Here is a 21,307-nt window from a genome sequence, read left to right on the forward strand (position 1 = left end):
CGCACTGTCATTGACAAGGCGGTGAGAGGGGCGTGCCACGGCTGGTCTTTGCCCTTGCCGCTCGACTATCGCGGTCAATCGCGCGAGTTGCGGCTGATCTTACCGGCGCAGTTTCCCGCCGAGCCTGTCCAAGCCTTTGTTCATCCGGTGGCATTCTTGGAATGGCCGCATGCGGAGTCCGATGGGCATTTGTGCCTGTGGCCGGAAACTCTTGCTCCAGTGGCATACACTCCAGAGGCGCAAATTGATCGCTGTCTTGAGCGCATCCAGGACATCCTTGCCCTGGTAGGGGTCGATGCGGATGCGGGACGACGCGACGCGGAGTTTGCCCGCGAATGGCTCAGTTACTGGGCGCAGCGCGTAGAAGGCTCCTATCGCGCGAGGACGCAAGGAATCCTCGTCACCCCTCCTTCAAGCAATACGAGCGTATTGGCTGCATGCAATGTGCTGGTTCGTGGCACGCAGCAGCCCAGCCTGCTCCTTGGGTCGAACCCCACCGCATTGCATCCGTGGCGCGAGGTGCTTGGCGACCCCAAGGCTCCCATCACGAATGAAGGAGCATTGTTTGTTCCCCTCGCCCAAGCGCCCATTGGTGCGCCTAAGACTCTCGATGAAGTGCGCGAGCTGTTGAGTGAGTCACCTGACGCATTGACGATGCTCGACCAATACCTACGACGGGCAGAGCCGATACCTTTCTGGATTGTTGTCACGGTGCGGGATACATGCCCGCAAGCGGTTGCAGCCTTGGAACTCGCCCCCAATCCACCGGTGGTGGTTCGCCCCGCCCACGAACGCGACAAAAAGCGGCAACAGCGAGAATGGCAACGTGTGGCAGCACATGCTTGGCGCGTCCGCGTCCAAGCCATCGAACGCGCGGATCCTTCCTGGATCCATGGTCGCAGTTTCGACACCGAGGCAATTGCCCTAATGCGCAAACGGGTGACATTGATCGGGTGCGGCTCATTGGGTGGACTGGTCGCGCAGTCATTGGCCCATGCGGGCATTGGACATTTGACGTTGGTCGACCCTGAAAAGCTGGAGCCGGCCAATCTAGGAAGGCATGTCCTCGACGCAAAGGTCCTAGGTCAGGGAAAGGCGCAGGCGTTGGCGGCACGTCTGCACGACCAACTGCCACATTTGAATGTGCGTTCAATTCCACATCGCATTCAAGACCCTCCATCGGCGATGGCGTTGGAAAATACGGACTTGGTCATATGCACCGCTGCAGATTGGCCGGCTGAGCGTTACGTAATGGAGGTATTGACAGACGGAGGTCTTCCGCTGCTCGTGAGTTGGGCCGAACCACATGCCTTGGCCGGTCACTCCGCAGTCGACACCACGGGGGGACACCGGCTGGCGTCCCTCTTCGACCGCGATGGTTTGGCCATCTGCCAGCGCACACGCTGGCCGGAAGTGGCGTGGGCATTGCCGGGGTGTGCCGCAAGCCACCAACCCGGTACTTTCAACCGGCTGCAACAGATCGCAGGCATGATCGTAGAACACGCGATCGATGTACTGCTTAAGTCAACTTCGCCCGATGAGCATCGCATTTGGCTTGGCGACACCGCCACGCTCCGCCGCCTTGGTGGTGATTGGATCGACTTCCCCCCCACCAATGCCCGTGCGAGCGTCATTGCGCTTCCACTTCCCCATGTCTTCTGAGCGTTGGCAGTACCGAGACCCGAATGGCGGCCTTACGGTATCAATTGCGTCGCCAGTCCTGCACTTGTTCGATGGTTCTCGCCAACGACTGTGGCAGCGAGAACGTGGAGGCGCTTTGTTTGCCAAATCGATCGGAGCCGATGGTTGGCTTGAGGTTGTTGAAGCGAGCAGTCCTCATCCGGACGATCGTGCAGGTTGGAATTGGCTCGAGCTTAGCCACCAGCGATGCCTAGACGAAATTAGGGAACGATTCGCGCGTGGCCTGCATTTCATTGGCTACTGGCACACGCACCCAGAGCGCCTGCCTAAACCATCGGCGCGCGACATCGCTTCATTCCATCGCAACCTGCAGGGAGGCGGCATCGCCTTGAGAAAATTGGTGGCGGTCATCGTTGGAACAGATCGCACCGCGGCGGGTTTGTGTGTTGCCCTTATCTCGGATAGAGAGCCAACGCTATCTATTCTTCTTCCAATGTGCGATTCCAAGCGGCAAGTTCGTTGTCCTGACCACTCTTGAGGCTTTCGCTACATGGGCTCGATGCTCGAACTCATCAGGGGATTGCTTCGTGATTCCCCAAATCCAGAAATTGGAACGTCAATTTGGCGTGCTCACACAGGTAGAGTATCCGACTCGTTCACCGCTGAAGAGCAAGCTTGCGAAATACTCGTCAATAGTTGGCTGGACGGACGCATTGACATAGGTTCGGTGTTAGGCCTGAAACTGGTGCAGGAATTAGTTCGGGACCTCCCAAGGCATGGAGTTCCAGCGTCTTACCGTGCGCGCTTCTTCCCTTCTGCGACGCCCCCGACCAGTCCACTCCAGTTTGGGCCGCCCCCAAGAGGTGGTTCCCAAGGGCGTTACAACAGCACAGGGCAATCTGCGCTTTATCTGAGTGTAGATTTGTTCGGCTTGAAAGCAGAAATGGAACGAGACAAAGACGACACCCGTCGCCTGTACTACGCTCACTACCGCCCTATCGATACGCTATCGGTTGTTGATTTATCCGATTCCAGTATTCATGCCGCTCTTCACTTGGCATTTGATCGGGCGGAGCGTCTGGATACTTCATATGAAATCAGCCAGAAGCTTGCCGACGTGGTCCGGTCGTTCGGAATTGATGGAATGATTGTTCCCGGCGTGCGCGGTAATCTCAATCACCATTACTGCAATGTTGTATTGTTCAATTGCAGAGATTGGGAGTATTGGTTAGATACTTCGCACCCTCCCCAAGAACTAGATCTATACGTCGGAGCAGGCTCTCCCCTTGCGTAGCCCCGATAAATCGATCTTATCTCGAATGCGTTGCCACCGGCGTTGGAACCCCACGATTGACCAGACCAAGCGCTACAGAAACCGGTGGAGCGCATAGTCAACGGTGGAATTCCTTCGCGAGCGCGATCGAGATTAATGCCTGCCCCATGTCGCCGAATAGCCAGAGGTAACGCTCTGGATCGAGCACAAAATCGGCCGGTGCTTGCGTGAGCGTGTTAGAAAGCTGGGTGACTACGTCCTCAAGTACGAGCCGGGCCGCGGCGTTCAGGCCGTCGGTGCTGACGGGGTCGGGCTGCGTCGCCTTAATGGCGCCCTCCCGCACCCATGCCCCCATCTGCGTGCCCGCGTTGCCATGCTCGGCAAACATGCTGATGTGGTTCACCAAGCGCTGCCGGCGCAGCGCGACGAAGTCTCGGATGGCCGCTTCCCTCGCCGGCGACGACAGTCCTCGGACCGCCTCGAATTCCTGTTGTGCCTGCTCGGCTTCGAGTCGGTCGCGCCGGTCAATCACGCGCCGCATGACGGCGGCAACCTGCTGCTGCATGCGGCCGCTTTGGAGCACCGCTTGCCCCAGGTAGTCCGGGCCGACCTGGTCGCCGATCAGCGCATGGTCGAATTCGTGGATCGTCCAGTCGTCGCCGTAGCGCGTCTTCAGCGGGTCGACGTGGACCACCACGGTGCGATCGGCCGTGTCAGGCGCGGCCTGTCCCAACCGGATGGTCCAGCACTGCAGGTCGAGCAGCGACAAGTAGGCCAGGACTTGCCCGGCACGAAGGCAGAGGACGATGGTGTGACCGAGCCCGGTTGAGGGTCGGCAGGGATTCATGCAAAAAACAGCCGTTCGGCGCCTAACCTTCTGATGTGAAGGGATTTTGGCTGCCAGGCGCAGTGGATTCATAGCGAAAGCTTGCGCTCCATCATGCCGGCCACAGGCTAGGTCTTTCGAGTCTGCCGGGATGGGACTGTCGATCGTTCCGGCGTTTCGGGCTTGTCTTCCTGTAAGCGCAATTGCGCGAGCAACTGCTCCAACGTCTCCAACCGGACGCCGGCGCGCAGCGCCTCCGCTTCAGCATGCTCGCGGCGCTCCCGTTCCTTCGCGGCGTCCGTGCGGGCGCCGGTCAGTTCGGTGTGTGCGGCTTCCAAGGCCTGGAGATCTTGCGCCCACCGTGCCTGCAGGGCCTGGTGCTCCACCGCTGTCTGTCGCAATGCGTCCAATTCCTGTTGCTGGGCTTGCGCCGCTTGGCGGGTTTGCGTCAATTCCCGTTCCAGGCGGCCGTGCCGTTCGAGCCACTGACTGTTGTCGCGGTTCAGTTGCAGCAGCTCGTGGTTCTTGGCGGTCAGGGCCTCATTGGCCTGACGCAGGGCGACCTGCAGTTCCTGGACCTGGTGTTCGTGCCGGCGCTGTTCCTGGTCACGCTGCTCCTTGACCGAGGTTCGGTAATGTTCCAGCGCCTCGCGGGCATGCTGGTGCCATGCGCCGCACTGGCCGTTGCCGTTGTGTTGGCTAGTCGCGCGTTATGAAATTGCGCCCGAACGGGCCTTACGTCGTGCCCGTCGTGCGTCGCGAGAATTCCCGCACCTCCCTGGATGACATCAGGGCGCCGATGACGATCTCGGCGCAATTCACATCACACCTCGCGCTAGACAACATCGATGTGGGCGATTTTCCGGAACCGTACGAAAACGAACTGATCTTGGCTGCGTAGCGTGGTTAACCCGTGCTGTCACAGCAGGAACTGTTTTGCTGGATGGGCGGACACGGCACGGTGCCGTACGAGCAAAAAACACAACAGTCGCCCGGCTTGGGTTTCAGTAGCTCGCCGCAGCCCACGCACTCGTACAAGAACTGGCACGCCGTCGTCGGCATGGTTTCGACAGCCTGATGTCCACACTGCGGGCACGTCAGCGTGCTCTGCAACTGCAACTCAGCCACCCTTTGCCCTCACGCTGGCAGGAAAGCCGGCGTCCGTAATGGCACGCGTTACGACAGGCAAGCTTGTTCGCTCCGCGTCGAACGTCACGACCACTGTTCCCGCCTGGGTATTCACCTGCCTGCCCGTCACGCCCGGCACTTGGTCCAAGGCCTTCTCGATGGTGATGCTGCAAGCGGGACAGGTCATGTTCTTGACGTTGAGTACGACCTGCTTGGGTGTCGCCGCGATCGCCACGCCGACCCACGCCATCATCACCAAGCCCAATATGGATTTGCGCATCGATCAACTCCTACAGAAACCAGCCTACGTAATAGGGGAACAGCAGCAACAAGCCGATCAGCACCGTGGCGATCCACAGCCAACGCCTGCGGCGATACAGAACCCGAGGATCCACGCATTCTCCGTCGGTACGGCAGCGTGACGCCGGCCCATAGAGGGCCCAGAAAGCCAGACCCAAGCACCCCAGCGTGGCGGCACTGAACCAAGGTCGCCAGGCATCCAGCGCGGTGAGGTTGGCAATCCATGCGCCGCTGATGCCCAGCAGCACCAAAACCAGAGGCACCACGCAGCACACGGATGCCGCGAAGGCGGCAAGACTCGCCGCAATGATGGCTGGAAGGGAGGATCTGGCAGGGAGTCTGGCCATGGGCGCATACTACGGTCCGTACCTTGGTACGGAGTCAAGTCATGGCCGCGAGCCCCCTCACTATCAGCAAACTGGCGGCTTCCGCCGGGGTGCACGTCGAAACCGTGCGCTACTACCAGCGCCGCCGACTGTTGCCGGAACCCCAGCGACCCCAAGGCGGTTTTCGCCACTATGGCTCGGCTGATGTCGCCCGCCTGCAGTTCATCCGGCGCGCCCAGGCGATGGGTTTTACCCTGGATGAAATTGCCGGGCTGTTGGAGATCAAAGGCAAGCGCGCTTGCGAACAAACGCGTCAACTGACCGCGCTCAAGCTGGTCGATGTTCGCCAACGACTCGATGCATTACACCGGTTGGAAGTCGATCTGATGAGCCTCATCGCCGAATGCAATCAGGCGCCGGGCGGCGGTTCATGTCCGACACTCGAACTTCTCGATCGATCGTGATTTGGCGAATTCCCCCCGCACTGGTACCGCGGCGCCAAGCGACGAAACAGCGCCGCGCAGTCGATCCCGGATAGTCAACGTGCGCTGTGGATCGCCCACTTGCCCACATCCATTGCAGCTTCCTTGAGTGCTTCCGGCAAGGTCGGGTGGGCATGACATGTACGCGCGAGGTCATCGGCAGCGCCGTGAAACTCCATGGCAACGACCGCCTCGTGGATCAGCGATCCGGCTTCGGGTCCCAAGATATGCACGCCCAAAATGCGGTCCGTCTCGGCATCGGCCAGTACCTTTGCCAATCCTTCGGTCTGCGCCTTGGCCCGGGCGCGACTGTTGGCGTTGAACGGAAAACGCCCCACTTTGTAATTCACGCCAGCATCCTTCAGCGCTTCCTCGCTCAACCCGACCGATGCCGCCTCGGGCGCCGTGTAGACAATGGCGGGAATCGCGCCGTAGTTGACATGGCCAGGCAAACCGGCGAGTTGTTCGGCCAGGGCGATGCCTTCCTCGGTGGCCTTGTGCGCCAGCATCGGGCCGCCGATCACGTCCCCGATCGCGTAGATGCCTTCCACATTCGTGCGCCACTGCGCATCTACCGTGATGAAGCCCTTACGGTCCCGCTGCACGCCCAGCGCATCCAGTCCCAGACCTTCGGTGTACGGGCGTCGTCCCACGGCTACCAGCACCCGGTCGGCCTGAAGTGGTTCGCTCGCGCCGCCATTCGATGGCTCGACCGACAGCACCACGCTGTCACCGTCAACCTTTGCCGAGGTGACCTTCTGCGAGAGCCGGAACTCGAAGCCCTGCTGCTGCAGCACCTTGTGCAGGCCCTTGGCGAGTTCGGCATCCATGCCGGGTGTGATCCGGTCCAGATACTCAATCACGGTCACCTTGGAACCCAGCCGTTGCCAGACCGAGCCCAATTCCAGGCCGACATAGCCGGCGCCGATCACGACCAGGTGCTCGGGTACCTGCGCGAACGACAATGCGCCGGTGGAGAAGACGATCCGGTCTTCGTCGATCGGGACATTCGGCAAGGTGGCGCCCGCCGACCCCGTCGCAATCACGATCGCCTTGGCCTGGAGCGTCTGACTGGCGCCATCGGCGGCAGTCACGCTGACCTGGCCGGGGCCAGGAATCGATCCGGTTCCAAGCAGTCGCGTGATTTTGTGCTTGCGGAACAGGTAGTCGATGCCGTCGCCCAAGCCGGAGACCACCTTGTCCTTGTGATCCAGCAAATTCGCGAGATTCAATCGCAGGCCATCGAACTCGACGCCATGCGTGGCGAATTCGGTTTTGGCCGCCATGAAGCGTTCGGACGATTCCAGCAAGGCCTTCGAGGGAATGCAGCCGATGTTGAGGCAGGTACCACCCATGCGGGTGCGGGTTTCGACGCAGGCCACCTTCATCCCCAACTGCGCGGCACGTATGGCGGCCGGGTAGCCGCCCGGCCCGCCACCGATGATGACCAGATCGAACATCACATTTGCGTCCACTATTCGTTCTCCGTGAATGAGCCACGCGGCAAGCCGTTCTAGCCGCGCCGAAAGATGCCTTGCAACACCAGAATTGCGGCACCGGTGACGATGGCGACATCGGCCAGATTGAATGCGGGCCAGTACCAGTCGCGCCAATGCCACTGGATGAAATCCACCACATGCCCGCGCATGATGCGATCCACCGCATTGCCCAAGGCGCCTCCGATAAGCAAGGCGTAGGCAAGCGCCGGGGGCCATGCATGACGTGGCAGCTTGGTGAGCCAACGCGTCAACAGCGCGGCGATCGCCAGCGCAAGGAACGTCAGGACATGGCGTTGCCAGCCGCCGGCCGAGCTGAGGAAGCTGAAGGCAGCACCGGTGTTATAGGAGCGGTACCAGTTCCACCAGGAGTCGAACACGGGCACCGCCGTGTGCTCCGGCAATGCGGTCAGCACCCAGTATTTGGTGAGCTGATCGACGGCCAATACGGCGGCGGACACACCGAGCCACGGCAGCGCGCTTGGCATTCGCGGCACGCCACCCTGCGCGGTGCGTCTCTCACGCATGATTGCGCTCACTGGTCTGCCACGCCGCTCGCAGCAGCGCGGGAAGGCGCCGGGCGTCACGCGCCAGGAGCATGCCCGCCAGTGCCAGATAGAGCCAGGCGATGGCCGTCAGCACGAAGATTTCCTGCTCGGGGTTGGATTGATAGAAGAACGCCAGCATCAGCTGCCCGACGAACAGCACCGCCAACGCCACGGCGCCAACCAGGCTCAGCCGCATGCGCAGCAGCAATGCCAGTGCGAACATCGATTGCGCGGCGGTCAGGAAGAATTCCTCGTGCTGGCGTGCGTCCAATGGCAGCGAGGTCAACTCACCGGCACCAATGCTCATGGCAATCGGCAGCATGCCCACCAGCAGGGTCCATTGATTGATCTTGTCGCTGATCATCGTGGTCAGACCGGCGCGGGCGCGGCCATCCAGCACGAACAGGATCGCGATGGTGACCGCCGGCGCTTCGCTGGCCAGCGGTGCCAGCCACTGGATCAACAGGAACTCGTCCATCCCCAGGCGTCGACCCGAAGCCACCAGCGATTCGGCGAAGGGTTCGGCCGCCAGCAGGATCACGCCTGCGGCCGCCACACTCATCACTGCCATCACCGTCCAGCGCTTGCCGGGCGACAACTGCGCGATCACCGCGCCCGGGCCCGGCTCTTCGTCTTCTTCCTCTTCTTCGTTCTCGGCCTTTGATGTGCGCCACAGGTACAGGCAGAACAAGGCACCCAGCACGACGAAATCGAACAGGCCGATGCGGTTCTTGAGGATGATGACGAAGGCATACGCGCTCGCCAACGCAAGGAAGACGATTTCGACCGAATTTTCGACCTGCAACGCAATCCCGCGTTGCCGCGAGCGCCACCAGTGCAACCCCACCAGCAGCGGCCAGGCAAGCCCGATCAACAGGCGATTGGCACCGGTCATGTTGGCGGCGGCGTAGGCCACATACCCGGACGCCGGATCTTGGCCGGCGCGGTAGGCGTAGTAGAAGTCCACCGCGTATTCGGGCAGCACCGTGATAAGTGCGACCACCGCCAGCACGAAGCCGGTGGCGATGTACTTCTCGGCAGCCTCCGCGCCCCACGACAGCAGGAAGCCGGCGGCCAGAATCGCCGTGCCGAACAGCACCATGTCGCCCAGGGCGCCGACGCTGCTCCCGGTCACACGCAGGTACAGCGCGGGCACGACGGCCAGCGCTGCCAACCCCACTGGAACCACGAATTCTCGGACTGCGCTGTGTGTTCGCATGACGTGCCAGCTCCCTTGGGTCCTACGCGGTGCCGTCGATGGGGAATGCTTGCTCCACCGGGCTGACATAGACCCAGCCCGCGTCCGGTCGCCCCGTCCGCCCGACACGGCGGAAGATTTCCACAGCCCGGGCCACGTCTTCATCCTCGCAGAACAGTTCCATCTGGATCTCGCTGATCACCTGGTCGCCGAACTCGACCGAATACTCCTGCTCGCGCGCACTCAACGCGCGCAACAGGCCTTTCACGTCGAACAGGCTGAGGCGCTGGAAGCCGGCGGCTTCCAGCGCGTGGATCAAGTCTGAGACACGATTGCGGTGCACAAATGCCTTGATCTGTTTCATGACGCAGTCTCCTGAGAATTGTGCTCGGCCGCCTTGCGGTCGGAGCGGTTTTCAAGCCATTCGTACAGAACCGGAAGCAGGATCAGCGTGAGCAGCGTCGAACTGATCAGACCGCCCACGACCACGGTCGCCAACGGACGTTGGGTTTCCGCACCCACGCCGCTGGAGAGCAGCATCGGCACCAAGCCGAGGATCGCCACGCTCGCGGTCATCAACACCGGTCGCAATCGCAGCGCCGTGCCCTGCACCACCGCTTCGCGCACCGACAGGCCTTTCTCACGCAGCTCGTTGAGGAAGTTCACCAGCACGATGCCGTTGAGCATCGCGACGCCGAACACCGCGATAAAACCGATCGCCGAAGGCACCGACAGGTACTGGCCGGTGACAAACAACGCCAGCAGGCCGCCGATGGTGGCGAACGGCACGTTGGCCAGAATCAACGCGGCGTACTTGACCGAGTTGAAGGCGGTATAGAGCAGCACGAAGATGAAGAAGATCGTGATCGGCACGATCAGCGCCAGCTTCGCCAGGGCGCGTTGCTGGTTCTCAAATGCCCCACCCCATTCAATCCAGTACCCCGGCGGCAGCTTTACCTGCTGTTTGATCGCCGCTTCCGCGTCCTGGACGAAGCCGTCAACGTCACGGCCACGCACGTCCATCTGGATCACCGCGTAGCGTTGCAGTTGCTCGCGGCGGACGAACGAGTAGCCTTCGGCCACATTGATGTCGGCGACTTCCGACAGCGGCACCAAAGCACCGGTGGCTGTGCGTAGCGGGATGCGACGCAACGACTCGACCGAATCGCGTGTCGCGTCATCCAGCCGTACCGCGATATCGAAGCGCTTGACCCCATCGAGTAATACGCTCACCGGTTCGCCACCCAGTCCGTTGCGGACGATGGTCAGCACCTCCTCAGCGTTCATGCCATGGCGGGCCAGTTCGTCACGTTTGACCGCGATGCGGATCTGCGGCTTGCCGATGTTGGCTTCCAAGGCGAGATCGGCCACACCCGGCACCTTGTCGAGCACCCGCTTGATCCGGCCGCTGAGCCTGTCGAGCTCGCCCAGGTCTTCGCCGTAAAGCTTGAGCGCCAGCGTGGCGCGCACGCCGGAAATCAATTCCTCCACGCGCATCTGGATCGGCTGGGTGTAACCGGGCACCACGTTGGGCACGACCTTTTCCAGCGCCTCCTGCATGGCCGCTTCGAGCTGCTTGATGTCGCGGCCCGACTTCCACTCGTCCTCGGGTTTGAGCGCGGTGTAGATCTCCATGTAGTTGACGTCGGCGGTCTCGCCCTTCTCGGCGCGGCCGATCATCGCCAGCGTAGTCTCGACCTCGGGGAACTGCTTGAACGCCGCAGCAATGGTGTTGCTGGTGCGGATCGATTCGTTGAGCGAGGTCGACGGGATGCCGGTGATCCGCCACATGATCGAGCCTTCCTGTAGCTGCGGCATGAACTCCTTGCCCAGAAACGGGAACAACGCGAGGCTCGCTACCAGCGCCACGACAGCACTGACCACCACCACACGCTTGCGCGACAGCGCCTTCTCCAGCAGCGGGCGGTAACCGCGCTTGATCCGCGCGACCAGCCAGGTATCGCGTTCCGGCTTGGGCTTGAGGATCATCGAAGCCAACACTGGGATCAGGGTCAGGCTCAGGATCAGCGAGCCGGCCATCGCGAAGGCGATGTTGAACGCCATCGGCTTGAACATCTTGCCTTCGAGGCCTTCGAGCGAGAACAGCGGCAGAAACACCACGATGATGATGCCGATCGCAAACGTGATTGGATTGGCCACTTCCTTGGCCGCGGCCAGCACCGCCGAGGTCCTGTCGACCTTCTCGCCGTGCTCCAGGCGCTCGGCCATGATCCGGAAGGCGTTCTCGACCATCACCACGGCGCCATCGACCATCATGCCGATGCCGATCGCCAGACCTGCCAGCGACATGAGGTTGGCCGAGAGCCCGGCCTGCCCCATGCCGATGAAGGCGATCAGCATCGCCAGCGGCAAGGTCACGATCACCACCAGCGCCGAACGCACTTCGCCCAGGAACAGGAACAGGATCACCGCCACCAGCAGCGAGCCTTCAATCAGCGCCCGCACGGCGGTTTCCACCGCCTTGTTGACCAGGTCGGTGCGCTCGTAGATCGGCTTGAGCACCATGGTCTTCGGCAGTGCGGCACGCACCACGTCGAGCTTGCCTTTGACCGCTTCCACGACGCTCTTGGCGTTCTCGCCGATGCGGGCAAGGGCTTGCCCCATGACCACTTCCTGGCCGTCACGGGTCACGGCGCCAAACCGTGGCGCCGGCGCTTCGACCACCGTGGCCACGTCGCGCAGATACACCGGCACACCGTCCTCGGATTTCAGCACGATGGCGCCGATGTCCTGCGCGGATTTCAGCAACCCCAGGCCGCGCACGAGGAACTGCTCGCGCCCGACGTCCATGACGTTGCCGCCGACCTGGCCGTTGTTGGCGGGGAGCGCATTGATGACGTCGCTGAAGCCAAGATTTCGCGCGTACAACCGCTGCGGGTCGATTTGCACCTGGTACTGGCGTTCGCCGCCGCCCCACGAGGTGACATCGTCCACGCCAGGCGCGGTGCGCAGGATCAGGCGCACCGTCCATTCCTGCCAGGTGCGCAGGTCCATGTCGGTGACCTGATCCTTGCTGACGCCGGGCGCTCGTTCGACGGTGTACCAGTAGACCTGCCCCAGGCCCGACGTGTTCGGGCCCATGCTGGGTTTGCCGTAACCCTCTGGCAGGCGGTCGCCGATTTCCTGCAGGCGCTCGTTGACCAGTTGACGGGCGAAGTAGATGTTCATGTCGTCCTTGAAATAGACCGACACGTACGACAGCCCGAACAGGCTGACCGAACGGATTTCCTGCACCTTCGGCAAGCCGGCCAGCGCCGATTCCACCGGTGTGGTCAGCAACTGCTCGACGTCCTCGGCCGCCAGGCCCGGGGATTCGGTGTAGACATTGACCTGGACCGGGGTGACATCCGGAAACGCATCGATCGGCACGTTGCGCACGGCGCTGATGCCGAGGAAGGCCACCACCGCGAACACGATCAGGACCAGGAACTTGTAGCGCAGGGAGAGTTCGACCAGGCGATTCAGCATGGCGCACCTCCCGCAAAGGTGGGATTGGCGTCAGAGATCATCACTCTTCTCCTAACTGCGACTTGAGCATCTGCGCTTTGACGGCAAAGGCGCCTTCGACCACGACGGCGTCGCCGGGCTTGAGGCCTTCGCGGATGACGGTCCGATCGCCGATCGCTTCACCGGTACGCACCGGCGTCGGTTCCAACGCACCGGTCGCGTTGCGACGGAACACGACCGTGTCGCCTTCCAACTGCACCACCGCGTCGGTTGGCACCGACACCATAGTCACGGCGGCGTTGCCATCCTTGGCGACGTCGCTGGCCTCGAAGAACACATCGACGTAATCGCCGCTGTGCAGGCGGTCGTCCCGGTTCGGAACCTCGATCCGCACCACCGCATTGCGGGTCGTGTCCGACGTGCGATGCGCGGGATGCTGAACGGTACCCTTCAGGCGCTCGCCGTTGAACACCACCGTCGCTTCCGTGCCGGGTGTGATGCGCGGAACGATCCCCGATGGCAGCTTGGCGTCGACCCAAACCACCGATTCATCGACCAGGCGGAACAGCGTCTTGCCCGGTTCAATTTTCTCGCCGACGACCACGGCATCCTCGGTGATTCGCCCGGCATGCGGCGCGGTCAAGGTGAACTGGCCGTTGCTGCGCCCGGCCGCCGTGCCCGGCAAGCCATACGCCTGTGCCGTTGCGCGAGCGCGATCGAGCGCGACCTGTGCCTCGTTGATGCGGCGCCCGGACACGGCCTCACGACCGAGTGCAGAGACGCGGCGCCATTCCTGTTCGGCGATGCGCAACTCCGCTTGGGCATTGGCGACCTCGACGCTGGACAGCGTCACCAGCGGTGCGCCGGCGCGTACTTCGTCGCCGAGCTTGGCATGGCGACGCACAACCAAGGCTTCGACGCTGGGCGTGATCAGAGCAGTGCCGTAGGCATTGTCGAGCACTTCACCGGGCGCACGCAGCTGCTCGCTCATCGAGGACGGCTGCAACGTCTGCACGACGATGCCGGCAGCTTTCATCGCTGCGGCATCGAGTTGGACCGGCGCGATGCCGTCCTCGCCTTCGGCGGGACCTTCAGCGCCATCGGCCTCGGCAATGGTGGCCGGCGCGGTCGACGGAGTTTTAGAGCAAGCGGCCATTGCCAACAGCAACGCCGCGGCCAGCGGCAGGGACATCAATCGGAACGGGGTCATCGAAAGCTCTCTCATGGGGTGCCCTCCAGGCCGGCCCAGCGTTCGAGCTGTCCGGTGGCGGCGAGGTAGTCGGCGTAGTTGCGCCACAGGCGCGCTTCGAGTTCGGCGCCGGCGAGTTGCGTGTCGAGGGTCTGCTTGAGCTGCAGCAGGTAGTCGGCGGTGGACAGTTCGCCCTCCCGCCACAGACGCTCAAGGAGATTGGCACGACGCTCCACATCCGTGCCGCGGCTCGCCTGCCAGCGCGACCAGGCCGATTGCGCGGCAGCGTAGCTGTCGATCGCGCGGCGGCGATCGGCATCGAGTTCGACACGCACACGCTCGGCTTCGGCGACCGCAACATCGGCATCGGCTTGAGCCGCCACCACTTCGGCGCGATACGAATTGCGCACGAACAGCGGGATGCTGAGCGACACGCCGACCACGTTGTCCTGCACATTGCCGTAGTCGATGCGTCCCCCGCGCACGCCCACGGTGGGATCGGCCACCCGGTTACGGCGGGCGACGGTGACTTCGCGTTCGGCGGCGAGCGCAGCGGCTTGTGCGGCTTGCCAATCGGGCAGCTGTTCGATGCCGGTTTGGGGTGCCATCGGGGGTGGCAATGCGTCGCTGGGCAGCGTCAGGCTCGCCAAGAGTTCCGGTGAGCCGCCGACCGCGCGGAAACGCGCTTCGGCCTCTGCCTGTTCGGCGACGAGTTGCGACTGCTGGGCTTGCGCTTCATCGCGGGCCAGCAGCGCCAAATCGCGCTCCAACCCGGAAATGTCGGCTGCAGCAAACTGCTTTTGTGCCAACTCGCCAAAGCGCGTGACCAACGCCAATCGACGTTCACCGGTGCGCACACGTTGCTGCGCCGTCTGTAGCTCAGCCCAACTGGCGAACCACTGCTTGGCGAAATCGCGGCGACGCAGCTTGGCTTCAGCGGTGGCTAGATCGACCCGCGCGGAGGCCGCGTCGCGACGCGCGCGACGCTTGCCGCTCAGATCGAGCGTGAGGTTGAGGCCAGCGGTTGTGGTGCGATCCGGGCCTTCATCGTCGCCGGCCAACTCGACTTCGGGGTTGTAGAGCGGTCGTCCGGCCGCATCGTACCGGGCACGGGCTGCGGCCAGTTGCGCTTCGGTGGCGCGATAACTCGGATGGTGTTGCCAGGCGGCCTGCAGCGCCTCGCGAAGTGCGACTGGGGCCTGTGTATCGGGGGTTTGGGCGGCCATGGCCAAGCCCGACAGCAAACTCGCTGCCAGAACCAGGACGGCCAGCCGCGCGACGCGACGTCGTCGCGGCGAACGAACAAGGTGCATTGGAAGATCCTCTGAGTCGGCGGTGTCCTCTGGCGCTCCGCGCCAAAGGGGCAAAACACCTGACTCAGGCGATCGGCGGCCTCAGTTCCAAGGGTTGCGACGCGCTGGGCGGCAACCCGGACGTACGCATAGGCAGCGCCTGCGGCACGAGCACAACCACGATCTGCGTATCCGGCACCATGGCGGCAGCATGATGGCAACCGCAGTGACTGCAAGCGGCATGCCCGAGCTTGAGCTTCGTGGAATCGTCATTACCGCTATCCAGCGGCGATGCCTTCACCGCCACGGCATGGCTGCCATCCGTGCCGAAGCCCATGTCCGCGAAATCGTGCTTCGCGCAGGCGACCGCCGCGCCGATCTTCAGAGCGAAGATCAGCAGCACCAGTACCGCCAGCCGCGTGGAAGCGCGCAGGCGGGCCAGCAGCAGGCAGGAGGAGGCGACCGGGTTCATCCTGCCATCCTAGCCGGTGCCACGGACGTTATAAAATCTCATCAGGCCGGTTCCCGGGAGCGGGTCATGCCGTTCCTCGCTCGTGGACACATGCGCGACGGTATCCACGTCACTTCCTCAGCAGGCGCATGCCGTTGCCCACCACCAACAGGCTGGCGCCCATGTCGGCGAACACCGCCGCCCACATCGTGGCTTGGCCTGCAAAGGTCAGCACTAGAAAAACCGCCTTGATCCCCAGGGCCAAGGTGATGTTCTGCATCAGCACGTGAGCGGTGGCGCGCGAGAGCCGGATGAAGGCCGGAATCTTGCGCAGGTCGTCGTCCATCAGGGCGACGTCAGCGGTTTCGATCGCGGTGTCGGATCCGGCCGCGCCCATCGCGAAGCCGATATCGGCCCGTGCCAGGGCCGGGGCGTCGTTGATGCCGTCGCCAACCATGCCGCTGGTACCCTGTGCGGCGAGCGCTTCGACCTCGCGCAGCTTGTCTTCGGGTAGCAGGTTGCCTTGGGCGCGGTCGATACCGACCTCACCGGCGATGGCCTGCGCCGTGTGCGGGTTGTCCCCGGTCAGCATCAGGGTCTTGACCCCGAGCGCGTGCAAGTCGGCGATCGCCTGCCGGCTGCTGTCCTTGACCGTGTCGGCCACGGCGAAGATCGCCTGCACGCCATCGCTTGCCAGCAGCGCCACGACGCTCTTGCCTTGTGCTTCCAAGGCCGCGAACTGCGCTTCCAACTCGGCGGAACTGGCACCCAACTCCTGCACGAGTCGGTGATTGCCCAGGTGGTAGAGCGACCCAGCGACGCGGCCACTCACGCCGCGGCCCGGCAGTGCAGCGAACTCCTCGACCTCTTGCATCGGCACGCTGTCATTCTGTCCCGCCACGGCGATGGCCTTGGATACAGGATGATCGGAACGCGCCGCCAGGCTGGTCGCTATGGCGCGCACGCGGGTCGCATCAGCCTGGCCCCAAGCCGCGAAATCGGTCTGTTTAGGCTTGCCGTGGGTGATCGTTCCGGTTTTGTCCAGCGCCAACCACCGCAGCTTGCGGCCATTCTCCAGGTACACGCCGCCCTTGATCAGGATGCCGCGTCGCGCCGCCGCGGCCAGACCGCTGACGATGCTCACCGGGGTGGAGATCACCAGGGCGCAGGGACAGGCGATCACCAGCAGCACCAGGGCCCGGTACGTCCAGTCCAGCCAGTCCGCGCCCATCAAGAGCGGCGGCACCACCGCCACGCCCAGGGCGACGGCAAACACCAGCGGGGTGTACCAGCGCGCAAACTGATCGACGAAACGCTGGGTCGGCGCACGATTGCCCTGCGCGGCTTCGACCGCGTGGATGATGCGGGCCAAGGTGGAATCGCTGGCCACGGCGGTAACGCGATACTCCAGGGAACCTGCTTCGTTGATGGTGCCGGCGAATACCGGGTCGCCTTCGGCCTTTTCGACCGGCAGGCTCTCGCCGGTGATCGGCGCCTGGTTGACCGTCGAACGGCCGAGCACCACCACGCCGTCCAGCGCTATGCGTTCGCCGGGCTTGACCCGCACTCGGCTGTCGAGTGCGACGGCCTTGGCATCCACCTCGATCCAGCGCTGATCGTCTTGCAGAACGGTGACACGTTCGGGCGTGAGATCCATCAGGCCGCGTATCGCATTGCGGGCGCGATCCAGCGACTTGGCCTCGATCACCTCGGCCAACGCGAACAGCACCATCACCATCGCCGCCTCGGGCCAATGGCCAATGAGCATCGCGCCCGTGACAGCGATCGACATCAGGGCGTTCATGTTGAGATTGCGGTTCTTGAGCGCAATCCAGCCCTTCTTGTAGGTCGACAGGCCGCCAGTCCCGATGGCGACCAACGCCAGCGCGATGACCAGCCACGTCGGGGCGCCGAGCCAAGACACGACTTCGGCGAGGATCGCCGCTATGCCGGAGACGGCGAGCGGCCACCACGCTGTTCGGGTCGGCACCGGCGCGCCCAGCGCGGCACCGCCGTGGGTGCCGACGACCTCGGCCTCGAAGCCAAGCGACTTCAGGCCCGCCAGGACATCGGGCAAGGCGTCGGCCGCATGTCGGACCGTCAAGGTGCGCTGCACGAGGTTGAAAGCCAGCGAAGCCACGCCGGGCATGCCACTAAGTTTGCCGCGGATCAGGCCTTCCTCGGTGGGGCAATCCATCTTGGCGATACGCAATGCCGTTTCGACGTCGGAGGACGGCGTATCCATGGGCGTCGCCTGCATGCCGATCGCGGTCAGTGCGTCTTCCACGGACGTCAGCGTGGGCAAGTCGTGATGCACCGTCAGCGTGCGTTGCACCAGGTTGAACTGCAGGTCCGTCACCCCGGGTACCTGGCCGAGCTTGTTGCGGATCAATGCCTCCTCGGTGGGGCAGTCCATGTTCTGGATGCGATAACGCATCGGTGACTGCATGACCTTTGGCGCGAGCGCCATCGGTGCAGTCGCTGCAGGCGTACTACCGCAACTGTTGCAGGTGTCGCTCATCGCGCAGGTTCCTCCATATAGGCCTGCAGGGCCGGCACAATCGGCCGCGTCAGGAACGCGCCGATGCGCGCGCCGCCCGTGTTGCCGCGCGGCATCCACAACCAGGTGAACAGTGCTGCGGCCAGCAGCCGCGGCCCTTGGCCGAGGGTCTCGCGCCGATCGCCAAAGCGCACGCTCCAGCACAGGAACGCCCAGTGGCTGCGAAGATGAGAAACCGTGCGTGCCTGACCGAGCACATGCGCCTCTTCGAACAAGGCATACGCACGCTCAGCATCGCCGGCCCGCATTGCCGCGTAGCCGGCGGCCAACCGCTGCGCGAAGGCTCGACTGCGGCGGTCCGGCGTCACGCGGAACGGCCAGATCAATTGCGCAAGATATCCCGACGGCATGGCTTCTTCGCGCAGTCCGACGGCGTCGGCCGCCAGCGGTTCGGGCCGATCATGGAACGTACCGAACAGGCGATCCCAGAGCATGAAGAACTCGCCGAAGTTGACCTGGGCGTCCTCGTAGTCGCGCTTGTGATGCCAGCGGTGGACTTCGGCCACGCCCAGCCAGCGACGCAGTGGGCCGACCCGGTAATCGAGGTTGGCGTGCTGAAAGGCCAACTGCACGCTGAGCAGCGCCAGCCAGGCGCTGAGCACCTGCGGGGGCGCGCCTAGTGCCACGAGGACGCCGATGCTGGGACCGGCCATGAGCAGCGCACTGAGCGGATGCCGGCGCTCGCCGTTGAGCCAGTACAGGCGTTCGGCGCTGTGGTGGATCGCGTGCAATCGCCACGCCCAGACATAGCGGTGACTTACGCGATGCATCGTGTAGAGGCCGACATCGACGATCGCGCCCGCCAGCAACAGTTGAAACACCACGGGCCACTGCGTCGGCCACAGCGAGGCCACCAGCAGCGTCCCTCGCAAGGCGTGCAAGGCATAGGCCGTGCCGGCCAACAGCATCAGGTTGGCCAGACCGTGCAGCACATCCGCGCGCAGATCGCCGTGATCGCGCAACCAGACGCGCTCGTACGGCTGCAGCCGCTCGAGTAGCGCCACGCAGGCGATGCCCGCCGCCGAGACCGCCGCCAGCGTCGGCCATGCCGGCAGGGCATCGCCGGCGACGGCCAGCACCATCAACGCCGTGGACAGCATCACCGCTGGGTAGCTGCCGTACCGAATCAGTCCTTGCACGTGCATGTCAGATCCTTGGGCACGGGCCGTGCCTTATTGGGCCGCCCGCGCGAGCACGCGTGAGGTGCGGGCGTTGAAATAGAAGCCGCCCATCGCGACAACCGCGACGAACAACTGCGCCAGCAGCGACTGCCAGGACGGGTACACGCCCAGCCAATCGATCCGGGGCGCGGCAATCAGGGCCTGGCCGACCCAACCGGCCTCCTGCAACGCGGCGACGCCCTTGCCGACGAGCACCACTGCGAGCACGGCGATCAGGATCGAGCTGATCGAGAAGAACTGGCCGATGGGCAGGCGCTTGCTCATGCGCAGCATCCAGTAGGCGACCGCGGCGAGCACGACGCTGCCGGCGACCAGCCCACCCAGAATTGCGGTGCTGTTCTCCTGGCTCCACATCGCGATGAAGAACAGGATCGTCTCGAACACTTCGCGGTAAACAGCGACGAAGGCGAGCAGGAACAGGAAGATTGCCGAGCGGCGGGTCAGCGCAGCGGAGACTTTGGCGTGCAGGTACTGCTGCCAGCGGCCGGCCAGGCTCTTCTGGTGCATCCAGATGCCCACACTCAACAGCACCGCAGCCGCAAACAATGCAGAAACGCCTTCGGTCACCTCGCGATTGGCGCCGCTCACATCAACCAGATGGGTCGCGATCGCCCACGTCGCCACGCCGGCCAGCAACGCGCCGATCCAGCCCGCGTGCACCGCCGGCAGGGCCTCACGGCGCTCGGCCTTGCGCAGGAAAGCGATCATGCCGATCACGATCAGCAGCGCCTCGATGCCTTCGCGCAGCAGGATGGTGAAGCTACCCAGGAACGCCGTGGTGCGATCGGTATGCGCGTCCTGCAGCACGCCCTCGGCGCGATCGAACAGTGCGGTGACCTGCGCGGCCTGCGCGGTCGCGTCGGCCACCGGCACACGCCGGCCGATCATGTCGCGATAGCGCGCCATCGTCGTTTCGAGCTCCCGCATCAGGGCGTTGTTGCGAGCGGCGAGCGTGGGTTCGACCGGCTCGACTCCGTCCAGGTACGCCGACAAGGCTGCGGTCTTCGCCTGCACGGCATCGCCGGCCTCGTAGGCGCTGAGGCTCTCGGCCATGCGTTGCCGGGCCAGCGCGAACGGCTGGGCCGTCGCGCTTGACGCCGGGCTCTGCAGCGCCTGCGGGTGCGCGCGCAGGTAGGCAACGATGGCCCGCGCCTGTGCGGCTTGACTGCCGCCAGCCACCAGGTCCGCCTCGCTGGTGCGGGTCAGCGCTTCCAGCGTGGGAATGCGCTGGCGCCAGGCGGGATCCTCGCGCCACAGGGTTTCCCCCTCGACCCGCGTCTGCGGGGAATGCGCCAGACTGCCGACATAGAACCCTAACGCCCAGCGATCCGCCTCAGGCAGCGACGCGAAGCTGGTCATGGCCGTGCCCTGAATGCCTTGCGAGATCGCCTCGTACAACGCGAAGGGCGTGCGCCGGGCGGCGCGGGTGGCATCGGTGAAGGCGATCGGCGGCGGGTCGAGGCTCGCGGCGGCCGGGCCGTCGCCAGCGCCCGTCGGGCCGTGGCAGGCGGCACACTGCGCCGCGTACAGATGCGCCCCGCGGGCCGGATCAGGGGGTGTCGCCGGCACGGCGCCCACCGGGTAGCTGGCCAGCAGGCCGTCGGCCAACCGGTGCGCCAACGCGGCGACGTGCCCGGCGTCGGCCTTGCCCTCGACGGCTGCGACCAGTTGATCCGCCTGGCCAATCAGCGCAGCTTGGCCCGGCGTGGTCGGCAGCACGGCCAATTGGCTCCGCACGGCGCCTGCAAACTCGCGCATCTCCGCGTACTCGGCCTCGGACACGACGCGGCCAGCTTGCACGGCAGCGCTGTAGTCGACGGCGACATAGTCCAGCAATTGCCAAGTCTGGCGTGGATTCACTGGCGTCGCGGGGGCCGCAAAGACCGGCAGGGGGTTCGGCCGAGATACGTGTAAAAATGCCCCATAGGACGTGATTTTTTTCGTGAAA

The 21,307-nt window shown here is 64.0% G+C and carries 19 protein-coding genes and 1 pseudogene; 4 read left to right on the plus strand and 16 right to left on the minus strand.

Going from position 1 to position 21,307, the window contains the following annotated elements; all coding sequences use genetic code 11:
- Positions 1-54 precede the first annotated feature (54 nt).
- The 3 genes from Q0X16_RS08130 to Q0X16_RS08140 are packed head-to-tail and all read left to right on the plus strand — an operon-like array spanning position 55 to position 2,935.
- Positions 55-1,662, plus strand: a complete 1,608-nt coding sequence (locus Q0X16_RS08130) for a ThiF family adenylyltransferase (protein ID WP_297833042.1) — start codon at positions 55-57, stop codon at positions 1,660-1,662.
- Complete coding sequence (locus Q0X16_RS08135) at positions 1,652-2,179, plus strand: Mov34/MPN/PAD-1 family protein (RefSeq protein WP_297833044.1); 528 nt, start codon at positions 1,652-1,654, stop codon at positions 2,177-2,179. The genes Q0X16_RS08130 and Q0X16_RS08135 overlap by 11 nt, the downstream gene beginning before the upstream one ends.
- A 21-nt stretch (positions 2,180-2,200) precedes the next feature.
- Positions 2,201-2,935: an RES family NAD+ phosphorylase gene (locus tag Q0X16_RS08140; protein WP_297833046.1), complete on the plus strand. Its 735-nt coding sequence runs from the start codon at positions 2,201-2,203 to the stop codon at positions 2,933-2,935.
- Between the two features lie 97 nt (positions 2,936-3,032).
- Here the strand turns inward: Q0X16_RS08140 and Q0X16_RS08145 are convergent, their stop codons facing one another.
- The 5 genes and pseudogenes from Q0X16_RS08145 to Q0X16_RS08165 all read right to left on the minus strand — a co-directional run bounded on the left by Q0X16_RS08145 (position 3,033) and on the right by Q0X16_RS08165 (position 5,515).
- Positions 3,033-3,683 carry a hypothetical protein gene (locus Q0X16_RS08145; RefSeq protein ID WP_132982817.1) on the minus strand — a complete coding sequence of 217 codons (651 nt, stop codon included), beginning with the start codon at positions 3,681-3,683 and terminating at the stop codon, positions 3,033-3,035.
- Positions 3,684-3,868: 185 nt separating this feature from the next.
- A pseudogene (locus tag Q0X16_RS08150) lies at positions 3,869-4,405 on the minus strand (transposase); the annotation flags it as partial.
- A 241-nt stretch (positions 4,406-4,646) separates the two neighbouring features.
- A complete protein-coding gene (locus Q0X16_RS08155; protein ID WP_114958865.1) occupies positions 4,647-4,868 on the minus strand; it encodes a GDCCVxC domain-containing (seleno)protein in 222 nt (73 codons plus the stop codon).
- Positions 4,861-5,148 (minus strand): cation transporter, encoded by a 288-nt coding sequence (locus tag Q0X16_RS08160; protein WP_114958864.1) that lies wholly within the window; start codon positions 5,146-5,148, stop codon positions 4,861-4,863. Before Q0X16_RS08160 ends, Q0X16_RS08155 begins: the two co-directional genes overlap by 8 nt.
- Positions 5,149-5,158: 10 nt before the next feature.
- Entirely contained in the window at positions 5,159-5,515 is a 357-nt protein-coding gene (locus Q0X16_RS08165) for a mercuric transporter MerT family protein (RefSeq protein WP_114958863.1), read from the minus strand.
- Positions 5,516-5,556: 41 nt separating this feature from the next.
- Between Q0X16_RS08165 and Q0X16_RS08170 the strand changes: the two genes are divergently transcribed.
- Positions 5,557-5,958 carry a MerR family transcriptional regulator gene (locus Q0X16_RS08170; protein WP_187570539.1) on the plus strand — a complete coding sequence of 134 codons (402 nt, stop codon included), beginning with the start codon at positions 5,557-5,559 and terminating at the stop codon, positions 5,956-5,958.
- Positions 5,959-6,032: 74 nt separating this feature from the next.
- On the opposite strand, the gene lpdA is transcribed toward Q0X16_RS08170, so the two are convergent.
- The 11 genes from lpdA to Q0X16_RS08225 form a co-directional block, all read right to left on the minus strand.
- A complete protein-coding gene (gene lpdA / locus Q0X16_RS08175) occupies positions 6,033-7,436 on the minus strand; it encodes a dihydrolipoyl dehydrogenase (protein WP_297833051.1) in 1,404 nt (467 codons plus the stop codon).
- Between the two features lie 53 nt (positions 7,437-7,489).
- Positions 7,490-7,960: a signal peptidase II gene (lspA, locus tag Q0X16_RS08180; RefSeq protein ID WP_114958860.1), complete on the minus strand. Its 471-nt coding sequence runs from the start codon at positions 7,958-7,960 to the stop codon at positions 7,490-7,492.
- Positions 7,961-7,991: 31 nt separating this feature from the next.
- Entirely contained in the window at positions 7,992-9,239 is a 1,248-nt protein-coding gene (locus tag Q0X16_RS08185; protein ID WP_297833055.1) for a sodium:proton exchanger, read from the minus strand.
- A 22-nt stretch (positions 9,240-9,261) separates the two neighbouring features.
- Positions 9,262-9,582, minus strand: coding sequence for a P-II family nitrogen regulator (locus Q0X16_RS08190; protein WP_297833057.1), 321 nt, complete (start codon positions 9,580-9,582; stop codon positions 9,262-9,264).
- The gene (locus Q0X16_RS08195; RefSeq protein ID WP_297833059.1) at positions 9,579-12,707 is read right to left on the minus strand and encodes a CusA/CzcA family heavy metal efflux RND transporter; all 3,129 of its coding nucleotides are present in this window, start codon (positions 12,705-12,707) and stop codon (positions 9,579-9,581) included. The genes Q0X16_RS08190 and Q0X16_RS08195 overlap by 4 nt, the downstream gene beginning before the upstream one ends.
- Before the next feature lie 40 nt (positions 12,708-12,747).
- Positions 12,748-13,983: an efflux RND transporter periplasmic adaptor subunit gene (locus Q0X16_RS08200; RefSeq protein WP_297833061.1), complete on the minus strand. Its 1,236-nt coding sequence runs from the start codon at positions 13,981-13,983 to the stop codon at positions 12,748-12,750.
- Entirely contained in the window at positions 13,908-15,101 is a 1,194-nt protein-coding gene (locus tag Q0X16_RS08205; RefSeq protein ID WP_297833083.1) for a TolC family protein, read from the minus strand. The genes Q0X16_RS08200 and Q0X16_RS08205 overlap by 76 nt, the downstream gene beginning before the upstream one ends.
- Positions 15,102-15,252: 151 nt before the next feature.
- A complete protein-coding gene (locus Q0X16_RS08210) occupies positions 15,253-15,639 on the minus strand; it encodes a hypothetical protein (RefSeq protein WP_114958854.1) in 387 nt (128 codons plus the stop codon).
- Positions 15,640-15,748: 109 nt separating this feature from the next.
- The gene (locus tag Q0X16_RS08215; RefSeq protein WP_297833064.1) at positions 15,749-18,088 is read right to left on the minus strand and encodes a heavy metal translocating P-type ATPase; all 2,340 of its coding nucleotides are present in this window, start codon (positions 18,086-18,088) and stop codon (positions 15,749-15,751) included.
- A 47-nt stretch (positions 18,089-18,135) separates the two neighbouring features.
- The gene (locus Q0X16_RS08220) at positions 18,136-19,323 is read right to left on the minus strand and encodes a sterol desaturase family protein (protein WP_297833066.1); all 1,188 of its coding nucleotides are present in this window, start codon (positions 19,321-19,323) and stop codon (positions 18,136-18,138) included.
- Positions 19,324-19,350: 27 nt separating this feature from the next.
- Positions 19,351-21,195 carry a cytochrome c/FTR1 family iron permease gene (locus Q0X16_RS08225; RefSeq protein ID WP_297833067.1) on the minus strand — a complete coding sequence of 615 codons (1,845 nt, stop codon included), beginning with the start codon at positions 21,193-21,195 and terminating at the stop codon, positions 19,351-19,353.
- Positions 21,196-21,307 lie beyond the last annotated feature (112 nt).

The sequence above is a fragment of the Thermomonas sp. genome, assembly GCF_025993755.1.
GTDB lineage: Bacteria > Pseudomonadota > Gammaproteobacteria > Xanthomonadales > Xanthomonadaceae > Thermomonas.

Bases quoted from the DNA above. Each gene is read 5' to 3' on its own strand.
- Q0X16_RS08140 (WP_297833046.1), top strand. From the start codon at position 2,201: ATGCTCGAACTCATCAGGGGATTGCTTCGTGATTCCCCAAATCCAGAA.
- Q0X16_RS08215 (WP_297833064.1), bottom strand. From the start codon at position 18,088: ATGGCGCTCGCGCCAAAGGTCATGCAGTCACCGATGCGTTATCGCATC.
- Q0X16_RS08205 (WP_297833083.1), bottom strand. From the start codon at position 15,101: ATGGCCGCCCAAACCCCCGATACACAGGCCCCAGTCGCACTTCGCGAG.
- Q0X16_RS08165 (WP_114958863.1), bottom strand. From the start codon at position 5,515: ATGGCCAGACTCCCTGCCAGATCCTCCCTTCCAGCCATCATTGCGGCG.
- Q0X16_RS08220 (WP_297833066.1), bottom strand. From the start codon at position 19,323: ATGCACGTGCAAGGACTGATTCGGTACGGCAGCTACCCAGCGGTGATG.
- Q0X16_RS08210 (WP_114958854.1), bottom strand. From the start codon at position 15,639: ATGAACCCGGTCGCCTCCTCCTGCCTGCTGCTGGCCCGCCTGCGCGCT.
- lspA (WP_114958860.1), bottom strand. From the start codon at position 7,960: ATGCCAAGCGCGCTGCCGTGGCTCGGTGTGTCCGCCGCCGTATTGGCC.
- Q0X16_RS08190 (WP_297833057.1), bottom strand. From the start codon at position 9,582: ATGAAACAGATCAAGGCATTTGTGCACCGCAATCGTGTCTCAGACTTG.
- Q0X16_RS08185 (WP_297833055.1), bottom strand. From the start codon at position 9,239: ATGCGAACACACAGCGCAGTCCGAGAATTCGTGGTTCCAGTGGGGTTG.
- Q0X16_RS08170 (WP_187570539.1), top strand. From the start codon at position 5,557: ATGGCCGCGAGCCCCCTCACTATCAGCAAACTGGCGGCTTCCGCCGGG.
- Q0X16_RS08160 (WP_114958864.1), bottom strand. From the start codon at position 5,148: ATGCGCAAATCCATATTGGGCTTGGTGATGATGGCGTGGGTCGGCGTG.
- Q0X16_RS08135 (WP_297833044.1), top strand. From the start codon at position 1,652: ATGTCTTCTGAGCGTTGGCAGTACCGAGACCCGAATGGCGGCCTTACG.
- Q0X16_RS08195 (WP_297833059.1), bottom strand. From the start codon at position 12,707: ATGCTGAATCGCCTGGTCGAACTCTCCCTGCGCTACAAGTTCCTGGTC.
- lpdA (WP_297833051.1), bottom strand. From the start codon at position 7,436: ATGTTCGATCTGGTCATCATCGGTGGCGGGCCGGGCGGCTACCCGGCC.